The organism is Cupriavidus sp. GW821-FHT02F09, from assembly GCF_059421605.1.
This window is the reverse complement of sequence record NZ_JBWKVH010000001.1, coordinates 540,823-559,527: the sequence shown is the minus strand read 5'-3', so window position 1 is coordinate 559,527 and position 18,705 is coordinate 540,823. Positions and strand designations below refer to the sequence as shown.

Sequence of the window (18,705 nt, the reverse complement as noted above, 5' to 3'; positions counted from 1 at the left end):
CGTTTTATTTAGTGTAACACGATATCTATGATAGGACTTGTGTAGTCCAGTTCCGTGTGGGCATGGCGTGCTTGGAGAGGGCAACCAGGGGCATTGGCGACTAGCTTCCACCGGTTCGCCGAGCCGATTGCCTTGGGGCCGGGCGCCATGCCGTCAGTCATCACCACTGCGCGCCGAGCGCAGCGCCAGCCGGAAGGCATGCGGCGTCTGCCCACGCCAACGCCGGAACGCATTGATGAAACTAGTCGCCTCGGCATAGCCCAGACGCGCGGCAATCTGTTCAATCGACTGGTGCGGGCCACTCAGGAACGCCTCGGCCAGCGTCTGCCGCACTTCATCGTGTAGTTCCGCGTAGGTCGTGCCTTCGTCCAGCAACCGTCGCCGTAGGGTTCGCGCCGTCATGTGGAGCTTGTCGGCCGCTGCCGTCATACCCGGCATTTCGGCACAGTGGGCTGCCAGCAGGTCGCGCACGCGGCCTGCCAGGCCGAGGCGCGCGCGCCGGGCATCCAGCAACTTGCGGCACTGATCGCGCGCGGCGGACTGCGCCAGCACATTGGCCTGGGGCAGCCGTTCGGCGAGCCGCTTGCTGTCCAGCAGGATGGCGTTGTGTGGCATGCCAAATGCGGGTTCGACGCCGAAGACGCGCCGGTAGGGCTCGGTGCAGTCCGGCCGGGCGAAGCGCAGGTGCACGGTTTCCTGGATCGGCACCGCATCGAACAGATCCCGCAGCACGGTGAGGAAGGCGGCCATGTCGCGCTCCACATTGAACTGCCGCAGGCCTTCCGGCACGTCCGAGTCATCCACGACGAGCCACGTTTGCTGCCCAGCCTCTTCGACTCGAAACGACGTGAAGGCAAAGGTCAGGTCGAAATACTGCAGCGCTACCTCGAGCGCAGCACTCAGCGTCTGGCTGCTGAAGATGGCCAGGCCAAGTACGCCGAATGCGGTGAAGTGATAGCGTTGGCCGACCTCGATGCCAAGCCCCCGTGCATCGCCTAGCGCGTCGACCATATTGCGGATCAAGCGGAGCTCCTGCTCGCCACGCACGAGCAGGTTGGGGTTCGTCAGTTGAGCCTCGGTAACGCCAGTACCCGCCAGCACGGCGGGCACAGTCAGGCCATGCATGACCGCAAAATCGGCCATCAAGCACATGCTGGTCACGTTGCGCTCGAAACTCCATCTCGGCATGGCGGGGCTTTCCACTCTCTGATCTGGTGTCCCCGATTATCGATTTTTTGTCCGGCTTTGTCATTACCGCACTGCCTGGCCGCGCGTACCCTTCGCACACTCAAAACAAAACCGATGCAGGCAGGAGACAGGATGGCGATGTCACAGAAGGAAAGCCCCGATGGGGCCAGCGCCGAGATGGCGAGCGCAAACACGACCATGATCGCGATCATCGGGTCCGGATTTGGCGGCCTGTGCATGGCCATCCAGCTCAAGCAGGCCGGCATCGACGCGTTCGTCATCCTGGAGAAGGCAGGTGGCGTCGGCGGCACCTGGCGCGACAATCACTATCCGGGCGCGGCTTGCGATGTGCAATCGCACCTGTACTCCTATTCCTTTGCGCCCAAGGCCGACTGGTCGCGCAAGTTCGGCCGGCAGCCCGAGATCCTTTCCTACATGCAGGGCTGCGTGGAGCGATACGGCCTGGCCAACCACCTGCGGTTCGGCAAGGAAGTCACCTCGGCGGATTTCGACAAGGAAGCCGGCCACTGGGTCATCACCAGCAGCGACGGCGCCGTGTTGCGCGCGCGCGTGCTTGTGACCGCCTGCGGCCAGCTCAATCGCCCGGCCGTGCCAGCAGTTCCCGGGATTGATGCATTCCAGGGCAAGGTATTTCACTCCGCGCGCTGGGACCACGGCTACGACCTGGCGGGCAAGACCGTCGCGGTGATCGGCACCGGCGCCAGCGCGATCCAGTTCGTGCCGCAGATCGTCCCCAAGGTGAAGGCGCTGAAGCTGTTCCAGCGTTCCGCTGCGTGGGTCGTGCCCAAGCCGGACAGGCCGTTTACCGCACTGGAACAATGGCTGTTCAAGCATGCACCGGTGGCAGAGCGCCTGTATCGCACCATGATCTACTGGAAAAACGAGAGCCGCGCGCTGGGCTTTACGCGCTTTGGCTGGCTGCTGGAAGTGGTCGCGCTGCAGGCGCGCCGGGAGGCCAGGCGCCAGGTGCGGAATCCGGAGAAGCGCCGCAAGCTCATTCCCGAGTACAAGATCGGCTGCAAGCGCGTGCTGATCTCGAACGACTGGTACCAGGCCGTGGATCAGGATCATGTGGACCTGATCACGCAAGGCATCTTACGCGTGGAAGCCGACGCCATCCTGACGCGCGATGGGCAGTGCCATCCGGTGGACGCCATCATCTACGGCACGGGCTTCCAGGCTACCGACTTCCTGGCGCCGATGCGGGTGACCGGGCTGAGTGGCATCGACCTCAATCAGGCCTGGCGCGATGGCGCGCAAGCCTACAAGGGCATCAGCGTTTCCGGCTTCCCGAACCTGTTCATGCTCTACGGCCCTAACACCAACCTCGCGCACAGCTCGATCGTCTTCATGCTGGAGTCGCAGGTCCGCTACGTCATGCAGTGCGTCGCCAGCCTGCAGGCGCCCGGCCTGCACTTCATGAACGTGAAGGCTTCACGCCAGAAGACATTCTCCGACATGGTGCAAAGGCAGTTGAAGCACAGCGTCTGGGAAGCGGGCTGCACCTCCTGGTACAAGACCGCCACGGGCAAGAACACCATCAACTGGCCAGGCTTCACGTTTACGTACCGCCGCATGGCTAGCAAGCTGGACCTGCGGGATTACGAACTGCATCCCGCGCCCGGCCGTCCAGCGGCCTGAACCACAGGGCAAGTCATGAAGAGAACCCTGCTTTCCTGGTTTGTGCGCGGGTGCGTCAAGCCGGTGCTCTCGCCAAGCTTCTCCGCGCGAGCCCAGCGGCGCTGGGGCCGCTTTATTGGGCGGTTCCTGCTCGGCACGCGAGGCACGGCGAGGAACCGGCACAGGATAGCTGGCGTGCCCGCTATCCTGTTTTCGCCTACAGCGCAGCGGCCGGCGAGCACCGTGCTGTACCTGCACGGCGGCGGCTATGTGATGGGCGGGGAGGGCAGCCACGGCAAGCTGATGGCGCGCTTTGCCAAAGCCGCGCAGGCGCAGGTGTGGCTGCCGGATTATCGCCTGGCGCCGGAGCACCCCTTTCCGGCCGCGCTGCGCGACGCGCTGGCGGTCTACGCGGCCCTGCTGGAACAGGGGCACGCGCCGTCGCAGATCGCGCTGGCTGGGGATTCCGCCGGCGGTGGCCTGGCAGTGGCCACCGCCGTGGCCATCCGCGACAGCGGCCTGCCGCTGCCGGCATCGCTGGTGCTGCTCTCGCCGTGGGTAGACCTCAGTCTCGCCGGTGCCAGCTTGCAGACCCATGTCGAGCGCGACTGCCTGGTCCATCCGCAATGGCTGCAAGCTTGTGCCACTGCCTATCGCGGCGCCAGGCCTGCGAACGATCCGGGCTGCTCGCCACTATTCGCCGACCTGCGCGGCCTGCCGCCCATGCTGATCCAGGTGGGCTCGGAAGAAGTGCTCCTGTCGGACGCCGAGCGCCTTGCCGATACGGCCACTGCCGCCGGCGTGCAGGTGCAACTCCAGCAATTCGATGGCCTCTGGCACGTATTCCAGCTGCACGCTGGCGTGCTGCGCGAGTCAGATGCCGCGATCGCGCAGATCGGGCATTTCATCAGACAGACCACCGGGCCAACGTCCGCATGGATCGCGCCAGATGCGATGAAGACAGCGGTGCCAGTCTAGTGTGACGTTGCCACGGCCGCATGAACGCGATGGTGCCGCCGGACACGGTATCGGTTCTGAAGCCATTGGCGACTTACCGATCGGCCCGACCAGCAGGGCGACATGAATATGCAACCAGTTGCATCGAGTCGGCGTTGCGAAATAGAATGCCCTATCAACGATCACGGGTTACCGAGCGGAGACAAAGAGGCATGACCATAAACAATCGCGTCACGACGATGCTTGGCGTCCAGCATCCTATCGTCCAGGCCCCAATGGGATGGATCGCCCGGGCCCAGCTTGCTGCGGCGGTCTCCAATGCAGGCGGCATGGGCATCATCGAGACCTCATCTGGAGAACTGGACACCATCCGTGGTGAGATCCGCAAGATGCGCGAACTGACCGACAAGCCGTTCGGCGTCAACATTGCCCTGACTTATGTGCGCGACCCAGCCATCGTGCAATTCGTCGTCGATGAGGGAATCCGCTTCGTCACCACATCCGCCGGCGACCCGACGCGCTATTGTGCCGAACTGAAGGCCGCCGGCCTGACGGTTTTCCATGTGGTGCCTACGCTGGCCGGCGCACTCAAGGCGGTCGCCGCCGGCGTGGATGGCCTGATCGTGGAAGGCAGCGAGGGCGGCGGCTTCAAGAATCAGCGTGACGTCGCCTCAATGGTGTTGCTGCCGCTGGTCTGCTCGAAGGTCGATATCCCGGTCATCGCCGCCGGCGGCTTCTGCGACGGTGCCACCATGGCGGCGGCGTTCGCCATGGGTGCCGAGGGGATCCAGATGGGCACGCGCATGTTGTCGTCGGTCGAGTCGCCCGTTCATGACAACTGGAAGAACGCCATTGTCGATGCCCGCGAAACGGACACCGTTTTTCTCAATCGCGGCGGCAATGGCCCGGCGCTACGGGCCCTGCGCACGGCACGCACGTCCAGGATTGAAGAGCAGGTACCGGAGAGCATCAAAAGCGAATTCGCCGGCGTGCAGCAACTCTATTTCGGCGGCGACATGGAGGCGGCCGTTCCGCTGACCGGTCAGGTTTGCGGGCGTATTGATTCCGTAAAAACGGTACGGCAAATCATTGAAGAAACGATTCGGGATTTCAGCCAGGCTGTGGACGGACTGGCTGCGCGTTACGGCTCAATGAAAGCCTGATCGACCGCCCACGATGCGTTACGTCTTCCGCTCACCTGGCAGTTTGAGCGCGCAAATCTGGCGCGTGAGGATTCCTCGAACAATCGCTTCAGTTCGATTGTGAGCGCCTAGCTTATCGCGCGCGAGATCCACATAGTAGTCCACGGTACGCGCTGAAATCCCAAGCTCTTGAGCGATCTCCTTGCTCGACAGTCCGAGTGCTGCATACGCCAGTACATTCTTCTCCCTGTCGTTTAATCGAGCAGGACTGCTCGATGTTTCAGTGATCGTTGAATACGCATTGTCATAGGCAGCGTGGAGTCTCGCGTGAGCAGCGAGGATTGAGCCGACGTCGGGAGGAGGGTCGCTCTGGATGAGAAGCCGCGACGCTGATCCGTCCGGCCCATAGAAGGCGCTCTCAATGAGATCAGCGGAAAGCAACTGTGGCAGGGCGGGGCCGCGCCATCGAAATGGAGATGCTACGGGAGGAAAGTCTATCCCGACGTCTCCAAACTCCTGCACGACCAGCGGGATTGCAATCCCAGGCGCGTAGGACACGCGGCCCGCTGATGCAGAAAGACTTGCGCAGGCCGCATAAAGGAACTGCAAAATCCCAGGCTCAAATGCTGTCACAGCTTCGCCTCTGCAAGGTGGAAGCCTGATGCTGGCATAGTCAGTGCAACGTGCAGTCCGTCCGCCGAATTCCCCTCACGATTCTCGCCTTCAAAAATCAGAATTTCAAAATGAAAGTTAATCGGCAGGCTATTTTTTATTTTCATACCGCGATAATCTTATAAGTTCACTTCGCAAAAACAAATTCCATGAATTCAAAATATTTTTATCATCTCACTCTCGCAGGTGTATTTATAAAAATGTAAAGACATAGGCGAACAATCCCGCCCGCAAGGTAAAGAGAGGAATTCGCACCTCATGGAGCAATGCATCTAACGCTCTCCATGCTCCCTGCAGATCATCCTTGGCACGGAAATCACGACTTGCCGCAAGGTCAAGGTCGGATATGTCTACAAGAGATATCTGAACATACAGGTTCTCCATGCCTGTGTGGTTTGTCTATCCATCACGTTTCCAGGTGGTTTTCGCAGATGGTCCTCAATGGCGAACCTAGCAGAATGATCGAGATGATGGAATCGGACTGGTCCTATTTTTTGTGAGAAAAGTCGGATTTTTATGTTCAGACAACACTTGTAATTTTACGAATAGGCAGGCGGCTACGTTAGCCGCGAGAATTCACGCGCTGTATAGAAGTCGGCCCAAGATCCTACCTGGTTCGTCGTTTTCAAATCGCCGTAGCAACTCACGCGGACACCGCTTCCTACCTGGCGCTCTGTTTTCGGAGGTTGCGAAAATTGGAGGAAGAATGTGAAGAAGAAATGGTTGGTTGGTGTTTGCGCAGCGCTGTTGCTCGCTGGGGCGGCCCAGGCCGGCGAACAGGTGGCCGTCAAGTTCGACGGCGCTTCCAATGCGGAGGCCGTCATCCAGACCTTCCGCAGCGCCACCGGGGCGGACCTCAAAATGGTTCGCCTGATGTCCGGGAACGCCTGGGTGATTTCGCTGCCGGACAACATCAATGACCAGGAGCGCGCTCGCATCCTGGATGCCCTGCGGACGATCCGCGGCGTGGATTGGGTTGAAGCGGAAACCCACCATCGGACGAACACGCTGAACGGCGGCTGGATTCCGAACGATCCAAACCTGGCCCCTAACCAATGGAACCTGCATGACCCGGCGATCCCGGGCAATGCCAAGGGTGCGATCAACGCGGTGAATGCCTGGTCGAGCAGCAAGGGCGATGGCATCGTGATCGCCATTGTCGACAACGGCGTGAGCGCAATCCATCCCGACTTACAGGGCAAGATGCTCCCAGGCTACAGCTTCATCACGCGTACTGGCCGTGGCACCGATACGCAGCCGCCGGTCTTTGGAGCGAAATGCGCCAACGCTGCCCAGCAGAACGGCAGCGCGCCAGCGATGGTCTATCACGGTACCAACATGGCAGGCATTGCTGCGGCAGCAACCAACAACGGATTGGGCATCGCGGGGGTCGCCCCGAATGCGTCGATTCTGCCGGTAAAGGTCATGGATGAATGCCAGGCGAGCAGCTTCGACGTCGCAGACGCTATTCGATGGGCCGCGGGTTCCAGCGTACCTGGTGTTCCTGCCAACCCGAACCCAGCTCGGGTCATCAGCATGAGTCTTGGCGCTGCTGGGGTCTCGAAGTGCGACGCGGTAACGCAGGCGGCCATTGCAGATGCAAGCGCCAAGGGAGCCGTGGTGGTGGTGGCAGCTGGTAACGAAAGTGGCCCGGTAACGACGCCCGCTACTTGTCATGGCGCGATTGCCGTTGCGGGATTGACGTACACCGGCGCTCTCGGTTCGTATAGCAATTTTGGCCCGGCAATTGCGGTTGCTGCACCGGGAGGTGGCGGCTTGGTAGCGCAGCCTGATCCAGTCTATGGCTGGTCGTTGAGGGCCATCGGCGCCACGTCCTATGATAACGATGACTTTCCCGCTTATAACTCGGTTGGGATCGGCACGAGCAACGCCGTTCCACAGGTTGCTGGCGTTGCGGCATTGATGCTTGCGCTGCGGCCGGCACTGACGTCAACCGCAGTACGCCAACTGCTGCGCAAGAGTGCCCAGCCCTTCGTAGACTCAAGCTGCAACACGTGGATTTGCGGTGCCGGCATGCTCGACGCATTCGGGGCCGTTACCCTGGCAGCGCAGGCCATTGTTCCCAACGCGTCGGCGATTGCGCCGAAGTCGGTGAGTACTGGCACGACGGTGGCGCTTGATGGCAGCCAGTCCAGCAGCGCCAACGTCTCGTATGCCTGGACCCAGCTTAGCGGCCCGAGGGTTACGTTGCTGAATGCCAACGCGGCGATCGCCTCGTTCACCCCCACGGTGGCTGGCGACTACCAGTTCGGCCTGACCGTGACTGACAACGCTTCAGGACTGTCGGCCGGCACCAGTGTGCTGCTGTCGGCAGCGGTACCTGCCAACACAAGTAGTGGTAGCAACTCAAGTGGGGAAGGGGGCGGCGGTGGCGCGTTTAGTCTCTTCGAGGCGGCGCTACTCCTTGCTGGCGGCTTGATCGCCCTCGTAGGTCGCCGCCGCATCCACTGATTCAGACCAGACCGGCGGAGGACGCGCAGAGACCCGGTAAGAAATGGAAGACGCCCGGACCCGGTGTTAGCGCACCAGGCCCGTGCTGACCATATCCAATCCCTGCAGGGCATGCCAAGGCGCATCGCCCATGACCGGAGCGGGCGGCGCCAGGGTGTCCTGAGAGGATGACCTATGACGCGGTCTCGAGGGAATGCACCTTGAGTACTTCCAAATTATCCCAATTGTTTCCCCAGCGCGCGAGCTGCACGAGCGAGCGCGGCCTCGTCGTAGCCCGCGTACCCGAACAACCAACCGCGGCGTTTTGCCTCGATGCAATAGCTCGAAATCGGCGCGAGTTGCACGCCGGCTTCTTGCGCTCGTCGGACCAAATCAGTGTCTCGGATTTGTCCGCCTACTTCGAGAGCGAGATGCATGCCTTGTAAGCTGGGTTCAAGCGCAATCACGCCGTTGGTGGCACGCGTGAGGTGGTAAATCATCGCGGCCTGACGCCCCAGGTACAACTCTCGCATGCGCCGCAGGTGGCGTAGCAGATGACCCTCGGCGATGAATCGCGCGAGTACATCCTGCACAGCGCCGGGCGAATGGCGATCACTCAACGCCCGCGCGCGCGTGAACGCATCGACTAGCTCATCGGGCAGTACGATGAACCCTAATCGAAGCCCCGCACCCAGTGACTTCGAAAACGTGCCTACATGCAGTACGCGCGCGTCGTGCGCCATGCTGCAGAGCGCGGGAATCCGCTGGGCGCCGTACTGGAATTCGCCGTCATAGTCATCCTCAACAATCCATGCTCGATTCGCTTGGGCCCACTCGATCAGGGTACTGCGGCGAGCTAGGCTCATGGGTACGCCGAGGGGGAATTGATGCGTTGGCGTTACAACGGCAAGCTTTGCCCTCGGATGAAGCGCGGCGCCCTGCGCGATGCACAGTCCTTGCGCATCGACTGGAACTGGCCGCACCAGCGCCCCATGCGCGATTAAGTTGGCGCGGATACCTGGATAGCCCGGATCTTCGACCAGCACTTCGTCGCCAACGTCGAGCAGCAGTCGCGCAACTAGGTCCAATGCCTGCTGCGAGCCGGCGGTGATCAGCACTTGCCCTGCATCGCAGCGGATGCCGCGGGACACCAATAGCCATTGCGCGATCGCGGCGCGCAATAGTGGATGGCCGCCAGCCTCGGCATAACCGGCGCCAACGACGCGAGTGGCGATCGATGTTTTTCGCTCCAATCGATGCCATAGGGCGAACGGAAACTCTTCTAGCGCTGGGCGACCAAGACGAAAGGGCAATGCCTCGCCCGTGGCGGGGTTCCAGCGCGAACCGGTCTCGGCAATCAAGCGACCGCGCTGCGACAACAACTGGTGCGCGACAACCTTCGGCCCGCGCGACGTGCTACGAACCGGAGGACTATGCTTTGCCACATAGGTGCCATCGCCAACCCGAGCGACCAAGTAGCCCTCCGACTGCAGGCGCTCTACTGCCCAGAGCACCGTGTTGCGTGACACTCCCAATACACGTGCATGCTCGCGCGAGGGTGGCAGGCGGGCGCCAGCCGCGAAGACTCCAGTCTCGATGCCGTCACGCAGGCGTAGATAGACCTGCTGGCGCAATTGACCCTGAACGGCTCCTCGCATCGCCATGAAATGGTTCCTTATTGTGAATGGCGCGATCTTAGAATAGGGAACCATTTTACGAAAGGGCGTCCCATGTACCTACCTGCTCACTTTGAAGAAACCCGCCCCGAGTTGTTGCACGATCTGATCAGCATGCATTCCCTGGGCCTGCTGGTCACGCAGGACCCGGCTGGCGAGATGGTCGCAAATACCATCCCGTTTTTGCTCGAAGCAGACCCGGAGGGCGGCCCGGGCATCCTTCGCGCGCATGTTGCGCGCTCAAATCCGTTGTGGAGAGAATCGCGCACCGATGTGGACTCGCTCGTTGTGTTCCAAGGCCCGCAAACTTATATCTCGCCATCAATGTACCCGAGCAAGGCAGCCACCGGCAAAGTCGTACCGACCTGGAACTACATCATGGTGCAGGGGCGCGGCAGGCTACGCGCTGTCGCGGATGCGCACTGGTTGCGCGCCTTCGTCACACGTCTTAGCGAGCGCCATGAGGCTGCGCGCCCGGTACCATGGGCGGTGAGCGATGCTCCTGGAGATTTCATTGACGCGACCCTGCGCGCGATCGTCGGTATCGAGATCAAGCTGAGTTCACTACGCGGAAAGTGGAAGGTGAGTCAGAATCGCACACAGGCCGATCGAGACGGTGTCGTGTACGGACTTCGGAGCCTGGGCGGCACTGAGGCTGAAGCGATGGCCAATGCGGTCGCTGACCGCATTGGGCCGGCGGTGCAAGGAAGGGCCAGCTGATGTCTTCGATCGATGCCGAACTCGGCAAGCTGGATGCCAACGCATGGCGGTGGTCATAGGCAGAGCCATGGCCTGCCCAGCCATTTTGCCACTTGGCGACTGGGTGCCAGTCAGCGCAACAGAAATCCGGCCAGCAGCAACAGCAGCACATCCAGCCCCAGCAGGTTGCGTGGTCGCATCTTCCCTTGCAGCAGGGCGCCCAGACCGGCCAGACCGGCAATCAGCAACAGTGCCAGCCCCCACAGCAGGCCGCTCCCCAGCTCAGCGCTTTGCCACAGATAGCCGGCACCTGCCATCATCAGCAGCGCGAACTGCAGCAGGGCCACGGGCGCGGCACCAGCCGCCAGCGGCGGATCGAAGCGCTGGCGTGCACGCTGCAGGTCAAAGGGCGCATTATCATCGCTCACGCCGGGTGGCAGCCAGCCCGGCGCCTTGAACCACACCTTGAGCTTGTCCTGCCAGCGTGGCGCACGGCGCGCCAGCTGCCACAGCGGCATATAGCCGGAAGCCACCGCCCATAGCGGACTCCAGCTGTTGAGCGGGTTGCGAGTACCATACACCGGCTTCTCATCCTCCTCGGCAAAAGTGCCGAACAGCCGATCCCAGATGATCAGCATCCCGCCGTAGTTCTTGTCCAGGTACCGGTCGTTTACCGCATGATGCACACGATGGTTGGACGGCGAGGAAAACACCCGGTCAAACCAGCCCAGCTTGCCGATGTGCTCGGTGTGGATCCAGAACTGGTAGAGCAGCACAATGAGGCCGGCCAGCGCAAACTGCTGGGGGGCAACGCCAGCCAGCGCCATCGGCAAGTAAAACGGCCATCCCAAGAAGGCAACGGTACTCTCCTGCCGCAGCGCGGTGGACAGATTGAAATCCTGGCTCTGGTGATGCACGGCATGGGCGGCCCAGAACACCGCACTTTCATGCCCGACCCGATGTAGCCAGTAGTCGCAGAAATCGAACATCACGATCGCCAGCAGCCAGCCCCAGACACTGCCCCACAGGCCGGCATGGGGAAACAGTGCCACCCGGCGCCACGTCAAGATATACAGGCCGATCTGAAAGAGCTGGCTGACACTGGCCACCAGCTGGCTTAACAAGCCCTGACTCAGGTTGCTGAGGGCATCACTTAGGCGATAGGTATTGCGGCCGACGACCAGGCCGTAACCCAGCTCCGCCAGCATCAAGAGCAGGAATACCGGGAACGCGTAGACGGTGATTTGTTCTTCCATGAACCATTCACAAAAAGTGCCTTACGGCTGACAGACAATTGACGGGCTCCTTGCTGGAACTGGTCAGAAACGGTCGTTATTATGGCAAAGAATGCCATTTTTGATGGTGTGTGTTCTGAAAATGTGGCAATTTTCTTGTGCAGTGCAACGCGAGCTTTCCTGCGGCAGACAAGCAATCAGATCGTCAAGGGCTTGTGCCAGGATATGCCCAGCAGCGACGCGGGCGCTCATACGTAAGTTGCTGATTTTTTGAGGTTTTCTTGGCCGGCCATCGTCAAAGCAAACGTCGATCTCACATCGTTACAGCTTGGGAAAATTGCCCTCCGCATCCGGCACAATTTGGCATCGGCGAAATCCCCACGGTGAACTGTCTAGACACCAGATTCAGCGCGGGAATCTACGGTTTCGCCGACATATGCACTGCTGCGTGAGATATCCGAGCTAGTGTCTCGCCAGACCGAGCGTTCTCGACGGAAACTCCCCGAACCGCTGGCGATGCCTCGCCGCAAACAAGCCGAGATTTGCAAATCCCCATGTTTCGACAATCGACCGGACTGTGGCACCCCTGGCAGCGACCAGCAACTCGGCCCAGACTCCCTGCAAGCGCTGTTCCATCAGTGCCTGCATCGGGGTGCAGTCCCGGTATTCGCGAAATGCAGCGCTATCGGGTCGTCACCACCAAGCCGGCGCACGCCGGCAGCCCCCTCGTAGAAGTTCGCATTGCGGTCGGTGGCCATGGCCACCACGCCGGGAACGCCGCCAGGGCGGCTCACCGTTTGCTGAAGCACGCCAGGTCGTACATTTCATGTGGCCCGTCTCCCCTAAATTGAGGGCGCTTGGATCGCCTCCGCCTGTGCGGATGACCATGCAAGCGATAACCATAATCCAGAGGAGACATCGATGACCGATCCAAAGCTCACAACTGCCCTGAATGGCATCTGCCTGTTCCGAATGCCTTGTCAGACGAACCGGGCACCATGCGGAACGCCACGTTCAGCCGGTTCCGGTTGTTGATCGCGCCCACGAGGAACGTGAGATCCGACAGCGCCTTCTCGGAGTACTGGGTACTCACGGCCTAGAGATCCCGAATACGGAGACCGCGTCAAAGCGGGGGTCGACTAGGGCGCCCGCGGCAGGGCGGCAGGCCGCCCCTGGTCTTCGCCATGCGGAGCCAGCTGATGCTGCACCGGCGTATCGAGGCGGAATCCACCGAGACGCTCGACCGGCTGAAAGCGTGGCTAGGGCGGGGCGCCTGCGTCAGGCACAAAGCGACCCCGATTCCCGTCATAGTTCACTGGTCGCACGCGCCGCTCGCGCTTGCATCGCCCCGAAATCCGCACTAAGTTGGAACGGGCGGCCGGGCTCCCGGCCGCGTGTACCGCGCCAGCATCACAAGCGGATTCGAGGCTGGCGCCGTGAAAATGTGACGCATCGATGGCGGAGCACGATGCTGTGCCATATGTTTTTCTTTCGCTGCTGCTGACGTGGACCTGTGTATTCGCACCGGCACTTCATGCTCAGACGAGGACAGTCATGCCCCTCACCCTGACCTCCACGGCGTTCACCCATGGCGGCGAGATTCCCGGTAAGCTGACCTGCGAAGGCGCCGATATGTCGCCGCCGCTGGCATGGACAGGCATGCCGCCCGGCACGCGCAGCCTGGCCCTAGTCGTCGACGATCCCGACGCGCCTGATCCGGCCGCGCCGAGCATGACGTGGGTGCACTGGGTGCTGTACAACCTTCCGCCCGAGCCGGGGGCGCTGGCCGAAGGCGTGGCGCCGGCCGGCCTGCCGGCGGGCACCCGCGAGGGCCACAACGACTGGCATCGCACTGGCTACGGCGGGCCCTGCCCGCCAATTGGCCGTCATCGCTACTTCCACAAGCTCTATGCGCTCGATGTGGTGCTGCCGGACCTGGGCAAGCCCAACAAGGCGGCGCTGGAGCGGGCCATGCACGGGCATGTGCTGGCACAGGCGGAACTGGTCGGCACCTACAAGAAGTTGAGGCGCTAGTGAGACCGCCGCCGGATGCACACCCCGGCCAGGGAGACGAAAGTGAAATACGCGCGCAATACGCAACTCGTTGAATCCGCCCGGATGACCGATGTGCCGCCGACGCCATCCCCCAAGCTGGCCCGTGCGCGCGAGATCGCGCTTGCGCAAGGAGGATGCTAAGGGGCAGCTGCCCCCGTAAATTGCGGTGAAATCAAAAAGGATCTCTTTTCCCCCACACTTTTCCTCACGCAACGCAACACGACCCTCGGGGCGCTTTGCCGTTCGCGCGTCACCGTCCTACAACTGAGAGGTGGGCCGGAAGGCGCCGGACTGCACTTGTCGAGGAGGAGCATAATGTGCCGCTGGCTGGCCTACTCGGGCAAATCCGTTCCGCTGGAAACCGTGCTGTTCCAGCAGGAACACTCGCTGATCGACCAGAGCTTGAATTCGCGGCTGGGTCATACCACCACCAACGGCGACGGGTTCGGCGTCGGCTGGTATGGACGTCACTCGGAAGTGCCGTTCCGCTACCGCTGCTTGCACCCGGCGTGGAGCGACACCAACCTGCGCGAAACGGCACGGGCGGTGCGGGCGCCGCTGTTCGTCGCCCACGTGCGGGCGGCCACCGGCACGCCGACGCAGGAGACCAACTGCCATCCGTTCCGCTTCGGCCGCTGGCTGTTCGTCCATAACGGCCTGATCCGCGAATACCCCGTCGTGCGGCGCGACCTGATGATGGCCGTGGCGCCGCACCTGTTCCGCTGGATCGAGGGATCGACCGATTCCGAAGTGATGTTCTTCCTGGCCCTGACTTTCGGCCTAGAGCGCGATCCGCGCAGCGCGCTGGAGCAGATGGCGGGGCTGATCGAGGACGTCGGCCACTGCCACAACGTGCAGTTTCCGCTCAACATGACCGTCTGCGTGACCGATGGCCAGCAGATCGTGGCGGCGCGCTATTCGAGCGAGGCGGACTCGCGCTCGCTCTTCCACAGCACCTCGTTCAGGCAGTTACGCGCGCTCTACCCGGACGACCCGCGCATCATCGCCGCCGGCGACGATGCATTCCTGGTGCTGTCCGAGCCACTGATCGACGTGCAAGGAGTGTGGGAGGAGATTCCCGAGGCGACCATCTTGGTTGCCCGGGGAGGCGAAATCAAGCACGACCGCTTCTTGCCGCGGCTCCCGGACCAGTCGACATAATAGGGCCGCTATTTCATATCCACCGGATGTCGGGCGTGCAAGATCTTGCGCAGCGGCGCTATAGGTAAAGCAGCAAGCCGCTGCCTGCAAGCCTGCCTGTCTGCAAATTTAGTAACGACGATGCCGGCCTCCTTGCCGATTTCGTCCGTCGCTGCAGCGGCCTTATCAAAGACGGCTTCCTTGTCAACATCCCCGCTATATGCATACTCTAGGCACTATGCCGCCAACTGGTGCGCAGCCCAGGACTTCACCCACGCTGCGCATCAATCGATGATCGGCTTGGTTTGTGACACAGCAAAATGAAGGAGCTGGCGATCCGGAGAAATGCTCCTCGACTAGATGAATTGACCCGATATGTGTCCCATCTAGAGCCTCTACCCACTCGCTGGAGACATGGTCGGCCGGATGCCACCAGGTGTACTGCTGCGTATTTGGGCGACAGCGGAACCACCATTCAAACATTTCCCCCGTACAGCCGCGTAGTTCCGTGCGGCAGGCCACGTGCAAGACGCCGTTTGCGAGACGTTCATAGCCGGTCTCCAGGGCAAGCGGGGCCGGATCGAGCAAGGCGTGCGCTTCAGATAAATCCATCTATTGCGGTTCAGGCAAATAGGTCTCGAATACGTGGAGTTCCAAGGGGTTGGCGATCGGCAAATAGGCGACACTTCGCTCACGCTCCGTCACTCAATGCAAGACTGCCGCACAAGATCCTCACGCTAATCTCCCCCCCGAGCGCGCCTTGCGCCCCGGCGGCGCTTCCGCCTGCGGCTGCGTATAAGCAATCTCCAGCCGATACGCCAGTGCCATGAATAGCGATTGCGCTAGGCAAAGCGTACTAGTCAGCGACCGGAACCCAAATGTAGCCCCATCCTGCACCGGCAGCAAAACCCGCGCATGATCCGCCAAAGGACTAAGCGGACTATCGCTAATGGCAAGGACACGCGCTCCGCGTCCGGCCGCTTCCTGCACAGCCAGCAACGTCTCCTGCGCATACGGCTCGAACGACACGGCGATCATCACGTCATCCGGTTTGAGCGCCCGTAGTTGCCCCTGCTGCATTTGCCCCAGCCCGTTTAGCCACTGGATCGGTTTGCCCGTGTGTTGCAGGGCGTAAGCGAGGTAGGCCCCCACCGGGAAGGCGCGGCGCGACGCCGCCAGCCAGATCGAGGGGGCTTGCACCAGGAGTTCCACGGCCTCGTCGAACAGGGTGTCGGCTACCCCGCGCTGCAGGGCTTCCAGGCTTTCTATGCTTCCGGCGATGACCTCCTGCGCGATGCCGGTGGCGGAGAGCGGCCCTTCACTGGCCCGTATCAGGTCCCGAACCCGATCCTGATAGTCCCGGTTAGGTGCGAGCTGCCGGGCCGCACTGTCGCGGAACAGCGCCTGCATCTGCGAGAACCCCGAGAAACCGAAATGCTTGGCGAAGCGGATGATCGCCGACGGTTGCACGCCGCAATGGCGGGCTACGTCGTGCACGCCATCGAGGACGAGGCGCTCGCGGTTTTTCTCGACGTATTGGGCGATGGTTTTCAGTTGCTTGCTCAGGCTCGGGAAGCCGGCCTGCATGGAGGCCAGGAACTGGTCGGCGGTGGCGTAGGGGAGGTTCGTGGTCATGCTGGGGCGTGTGGGGTAGCGGGCACGGCGGCGCCCTTCGCGCCGGGGCGAGGGGAGGGATGTATTGGAAAATATTTTCTCATAAATATAAAAAAGGAACAAAAATTCTATTCCTGGGCTATCATTCCATCCAAGCGGAGGGGGTGGCCACGAAACCTTTCCCTCGACGTTCCCTCGATCCCTGTCGCGCAGCGGCAGTCCATGACCAGATGACGGACACGAATGCGTTCTCTTTCTTTTCCCGCCAACCGGGACATCGATGTCGCTTGCCTGGGGCGGCTGGCGGTCGACCTCTATGCCCAACAGATCGGCTGCGGCCTGGAGTCGGCGAGCACCTTCGCCAAATACCTCGGCGGTTCCTCGGCCAATATCGCTTTCGGCACGGCCCGGCTGGGCCTGCGCTCGGCGATGATCTCGCGCGTCGGCAATGAGCAGAACGGACGTTTCCTCCTAGATACGCTTGGCCGGGAAGGCTGCGACGTCAGCCAAGTGCAGATTGACGACGAGCGCCTGACCGGGATGGTACTCCTGGGTATCAAGGATCAGGACACTTTCCCCCTGCTGTTCGCCCGCGAAAACTGCGCCGACATGGCGCTGGATGCCGAGGCGATCGATGCCGGCTTCCTGGCCCGCTGCCGCAGCCTGGTAATCACGGGCACGCACCTGAGCACGCCGGGCGTGCTGGCGGCGTCGCGGCGCGCGCTGGATATCGCCGGGCGCCATGGCGTGGTGCGGGTACTGGATATCGACTACCGGCCGGTGCTATGGGGCCTGACAGGCAAGGGCGATGGAGAGACGCGCTATATTGGCAACGCTGAGGTCAGCCGGCATTTGCAGGCGCAGCTAGGTGCTTTCGAGCTGATCATTGGCACGGAGGAAGAATGGCTGATCGCTGGCGGCGAAGCCGACCTGATGGCCAGCCTGCACCGCGTGCGCGCGTGCACCGATGCCACGTTGGTGGTCAAGCGGGGCCCGTTGGGATGCTCTATCGTGCAGGGCAAGATTCCCGCTGCCATCGACGACGCACTGACCGTGTACGGCGAGCGCGTGGAGGTGCTGAACGTGCTGGGGGCGGGCGATGCCTTTGCGTCCGGCTTGCTGAGCGGCTTGCTGCGCGGCAAGGACTGGAGCGAGGCTGCCGCCATCGCCAACGCCTGTGGCGCTATCGTGGTGTCCCGGCACGGCTGCGCGCCGGCCATGCCAACGCCAGCGGAGCTGGCGCACTGGTTCTCGGGCCAGCGGCAACCGCGTCCGGACCAGGATGCGCAGCTTGCGCACCTGCATCGCGTATCGGTCAAGCGGCCGCAATGGCCGGAGCTGTATGTCCTGGCCTACGATCATCGCGCGCAGTTCGAGGATATGGCGCGCGCCGTGGGCGCCGACGCCAGCGCCGTGCCGGCGCTCAAGCGCCTGATTACGGAAGTGGTGGCCGAGGTGGAGACCGAAGCCGGCTGCCGCGGCAAGATTGGCGTGCTGATCGATGGCCGCCTAGGCGAGTCCGCCCTGCACGACGCCACTGGCCGCGGCTGGTGGCTAGGCCGGCCGATCGAGTTGCCGGGCTCCCGCCCACTGCGCTTCGACGGCGCGCGCTCGCTGGCCTCGGATCTCGCGCACTGGCCGCGCGAGCAGGTGGTGAAGTGCCTCGTTTTCTATCATCCGGACGATCCGGTGGCGCTGCGTGCGGAGCAGGACGAGCAATTGCAGGTGGTGTGGGAAGCCACGCGGCACAGCGGCCACGAACTGCTGCTCGAAGTGATTCCGCCCAAGGCCAGCCTGGCGCCCGACGACGAGGGCGAGGCCGCGGTGGGCGCGATCCGGCATTTCTACGATATCGGGTTGAAGCCGGAATGGTGGAAGGTGGGCGCGATGGCCAACCGCCAGTGGCAGGCGCTGGAAGCCCTGGTGAAGGAGCGCGATCCGTGGTGCCGTGGCGCCGTGATCCTTGGCCTGAACCAGCCGCTTGAGCAACTGGTGGAGAGCTTCGCACAAGCGACCTCGCCGCTGGTCAAGGGTTTCATGATCGGCCGCACGGTCTGGGCCGATGCCAGCCTGGCCTGGCTTGGCTTGGCAAGGAGATTGACGACGCCGCGTTCCGGGCACAGGTGGGTGCCAATTTCCGCCGCCTGATCGCCGGCTGGCGAGCCAGCCGCCAGACGGCGCAGGCAGCGGCGGTTGCCATTGCGCAGGAGGGCAAATGACCCAGACCCACGCCAA

The 18,705-nt window shown here is 62.3% G+C and carries 16 protein-coding genes and 2 pseudogenes; 8 read left to right on the top strand and 10 right to left on the bottom strand.

The features are described 5' to 3' along the window. Positions 1–153: 153 nt before the first annotated feature. Positions 154–1,188, bottom strand: a complete 1,035-nt coding sequence (locus tag AC07XB_RS02800) for an AraC family transcriptional regulator (protein ID WP_492831398.1) — start codon at positions 1,186–1,188, stop codon at positions 154–156. A gap of 132 nt (positions 1,189–1,320) precedes the next feature. Between AC07XB_RS02800 and AC07XB_RS02795 the strand changes: the two genes are divergently transcribed. The 3 genes from AC07XB_RS02795 to AC07XB_RS02785 all read left to right on the top strand — a co-directional run bounded on the left by AC07XB_RS02795 (position 1,321) and on the right by AC07XB_RS02785 (position 4,949). Continuing rightward, complete coding sequence (locus tag AC07XB_RS02795) at positions 1,321–2,850, top strand: flavin-containing monooxygenase (RefSeq protein ID WP_492831397.1); 1,530 nt, start codon at positions 1,321–1,323, stop codon at positions 2,848–2,850. A 174-nt stretch (positions 2,851–3,024) separates the two neighbouring features. Beyond that, positions 3,025–3,807, top strand: coding sequence for an alpha/beta hydrolase (locus AC07XB_RS02790; RefSeq protein ID WP_493688028.1), 783 nt, complete (start codon positions 3,025–3,027; stop codon positions 3,805–3,807). Between the two features lie 191 nt (positions 3,808–3,998). Next, positions 3,999–4,949 carry an NAD(P)H-dependent flavin oxidoreductase gene (locus tag AC07XB_RS02785; RefSeq protein ID WP_492376038.1) on the top strand — a complete coding sequence of 317 codons (951 nt, stop codon included), beginning with the start codon at positions 3,999–4,001 and terminating at the stop codon, positions 4,947–4,949. A gap of 18 nt (positions 4,950–4,967) precedes the next feature. On the opposite strand, the gene AC07XB_RS02780 is transcribed toward AC07XB_RS02785, so the two are convergent. Both AC07XB_RS02780 and AC07XB_RS02775 read right to left on the bottom strand, forming a co-directional pair. Next, positions 4,968–5,561: a helix-turn-helix domain-containing protein gene (locus tag AC07XB_RS02780; protein ID WP_492376037.1), complete on the bottom strand. Its 594-nt coding sequence runs from the start codon at positions 5,559–5,561 to the stop codon at positions 4,968–4,970. Continuing rightward, positions 5,558–5,707, bottom strand: coding sequence for a hypothetical protein (locus AC07XB_RS02775; RefSeq protein WP_492814929.1), 150 nt, complete (start codon positions 5,705–5,707; stop codon positions 5,558–5,560). Before AC07XB_RS02775 ends, AC07XB_RS02780 begins: the two co-directional genes overlap by 4 nt. A 601-nt stretch (positions 5,708–6,308) precedes the next feature. Between AC07XB_RS02775 and AC07XB_RS02770 the strand changes: the two genes are divergently transcribed. Continuing rightward, the gene (locus AC07XB_RS02770; RefSeq protein WP_492831395.1) at positions 6,309–8,072 is read left to right on the top strand and encodes a S8 family serine peptidase; all 1,764 of its coding nucleotides are present in this window, start codon (positions 6,309–6,311) and stop codon (positions 8,070–8,072) included. A 215-nt stretch (positions 8,073–8,287) separates the two neighbouring features. On the opposite strand, the gene pdxR is transcribed toward AC07XB_RS02770, so the two are convergent. Continuing rightward, complete coding sequence (gene pdxR, locus AC07XB_RS02765; protein ID WP_492376034.1) at positions 8,288–9,715, bottom strand: MocR-like pyridoxine biosynthesis transcription factor PdxR; 1,428 nt, start codon at positions 9,713–9,715, stop codon at positions 8,288–8,290. 66 nt (positions 9,716–9,781) lie between these two features. On the opposite strand from pdxR, the gene AC07XB_RS02760 reads away from it, so the two are divergent. After that, positions 9,782–10,447 (top strand): FMN-binding negative transcriptional regulator, encoded by a 666-nt coding sequence (locus AC07XB_RS02760; RefSeq protein WP_492376033.1) that lies wholly within the window; start codon positions 9,782–9,784, stop codon positions 10,445–10,447. A 110-nt stretch (positions 10,448–10,557) separates the two neighbouring features. On the opposite strand, the gene AC07XB_RS02755 is transcribed toward AC07XB_RS02760, so the two are convergent. The 4 genes and pseudogenes from AC07XB_RS02755 to AC07XB_RS02740 all read right to left on the bottom strand — a co-directional run. Next, the gene (locus AC07XB_RS02755) at positions 10,558–11,682 is read right to left on the bottom strand and encodes a sterol desaturase family protein (protein ID WP_492831394.1); all 1,125 of its coding nucleotides are present in this window, start codon (positions 11,680–11,682) and stop codon (positions 10,558–10,560) included. 63 nt (positions 11,683–11,745) lie between these two features. Then, positions 11,746–11,913: a hypothetical protein gene (locus AC07XB_RS02750; protein WP_492376031.1), complete on the bottom strand. Its 168-nt coding sequence runs from the start codon at positions 11,911–11,913 to the stop codon at positions 11,746–11,748. Positions 11,914–12,123: 210 nt separating this feature from the next. Beyond that, entirely contained in the window at positions 12,124–12,297 is a 174-nt protein-coding gene (locus AC07XB_RS02745) for a hypothetical protein (protein ID WP_492376050.1), read from the bottom strand. Positions 12,298–12,598: 301 nt separating this feature from the next. Beyond that, positions 12,599–12,754: pseudogene (locus AC07XB_RS02740) on the bottom strand (carboxymuconolactone decarboxylase family protein); the annotation flags it as partial. A 461-nt stretch (positions 12,755–13,215) separates the two neighbouring features. Here AC07XB_RS02740 and AC07XB_RS02735 point away from each other — a divergent pair. Both AC07XB_RS02735 and AC07XB_RS02730 read left to right on the top strand, forming a co-directional pair. After that, on the top strand, positions 13,216–13,695 hold the full coding sequence (locus AC07XB_RS02735; protein ID WP_492831393.1) for a YbhB/YbcL family Raf kinase inhibitor-like protein: 480 nt from the start codon (positions 13,216–13,218) through the stop codon (positions 13,693–13,695). A gap of 336 nt (positions 13,696–14,031) precedes the next feature. After that, positions 14,032–14,877 carry a class II glutamine amidotransferase gene (locus tag AC07XB_RS02730; protein WP_492376029.1) on the top strand — a complete coding sequence of 282 codons (846 nt, stop codon included), beginning with the start codon at positions 14,032–14,034 and terminating at the stop codon, positions 14,875–14,877. Between the two features lie 195 nt (positions 14,878–15,072). On the opposite strand, the gene AC07XB_RS02725 is transcribed toward AC07XB_RS02730, so the two are convergent. Continuing rightward, positions 15,073–15,468, bottom strand: a complete 396-nt coding sequence (locus AC07XB_RS02725; RefSeq protein WP_492831392.1) for a DAPG hydrolase family protein — start codon at positions 15,466–15,468, stop codon at positions 15,073–15,075. A 120-nt stretch (positions 15,469–15,588) separates the two neighbouring features. After that, the gene (locus AC07XB_RS02720) at positions 15,589–16,491 is read right to left on the bottom strand and encodes a MurR/RpiR family transcriptional regulator (protein WP_492376027.1); all 903 of its coding nucleotides are present in this window, start codon (positions 16,489–16,491) and stop codon (positions 15,589–15,591) included. 222 nt (positions 16,492–16,713) lie between these two features. Between AC07XB_RS02720 and AC07XB_RS02715 the strand changes: the two are divergent. After that, positions 16,714–18,689, top strand: a pseudogene (locus AC07XB_RS02715) (bifunctional 5-dehydro-2-deoxygluconokinase/5-dehydro-2-deoxyphosphogluconate aldolase). Positions 18,690–18,705 lie beyond the last annotated feature (16 nt).

What these genes read in the sequence shown, in the direction of transcription:
- pdxR (WP_492376034.1), bottom strand. Translation starts at nt 9,715, where the DNA reads ATGGCGATGCGAGGAGCCGTTCAGGGTCAATTGCGCCAGCAGGTCTAT.
- AC07XB_RS02795 (WP_492831397.1), top strand. Translation starts at nt 1,321, where the DNA reads ATGGCGATGTCACAGAAGGAAAGCCCCGATGGGGCCAGCGCCGAGATG.
- AC07XB_RS02800 (WP_492831398.1), bottom strand. Translation starts at nt 1,188, where the DNA reads ATGCCGAGATGGAGTTTCGAGCGCAACGTGACCAGCATGTGCTTGATG.
- AC07XB_RS02755 (WP_492831394.1), bottom strand. Translation starts at nt 11,682, where the DNA reads ATGGAAGAACAAATCACCGTCTACGCGTTCCCGGTATTCCTGCTCTTG.
- AC07XB_RS02750 (WP_492376031.1), bottom strand. Translation starts at nt 11,913, where the DNA reads ATGAGCGCCCGCGTCGCTGCTGGGCATATCCTGGCACAAGCCCTTGAC.
- AC07XB_RS02720 (WP_492376027.1), bottom strand. Translation starts at nt 16,491, where the DNA reads ATGACCACGAACCTCCCCTACGCCACCGCCGACCAGTTCCTGGCCTCC.
- AC07XB_RS02730 (WP_492376029.1), top strand. Translation starts at nt 14,032, where the DNA reads ATGTGCCGCTGGCTGGCCTACTCGGGCAAATCCGTTCCGCTGGAAACC.
- AC07XB_RS02725 (WP_492831392.1), bottom strand. Translation starts at nt 15,468, where the DNA reads ATGGATTTATCTGAAGCGCACGCCTTGCTCGATCCGGCCCCGCTTGCC.
- AC07XB_RS02745 (WP_492376050.1), bottom strand. Translation starts at nt 12,297, where the DNA reads ATGGAACAGCGCTTGCAGGGAGTCTGGGCCGAGTTGCTGGTCGCTGCC.
- AC07XB_RS02735 (WP_492831393.1), top strand. Translation starts at nt 13,216, where the DNA reads ATGCCCCTCACCCTGACCTCCACGGCGTTCACCCATGGCGGCGAGATT.
- AC07XB_RS02775 (WP_492814929.1), bottom strand. Translation starts at nt 5,707, where the DNA reads ATGAAAATAAAAAATAGCCTGCCGATTAACTTTCATTTTGAAATTCTG.
- AC07XB_RS02760 (WP_492376033.1), top strand. Translation starts at nt 9,782, where the DNA reads ATGTACCTACCTGCTCACTTTGAAGAAACCCGCCCCGAGTTGTTGCAC.
- AC07XB_RS02785 (WP_492376038.1), top strand. Translation starts at nt 3,999, where the DNA reads ATGACCATAAACAATCGCGTCACGACGATGCTTGGCGTCCAGCATCCT.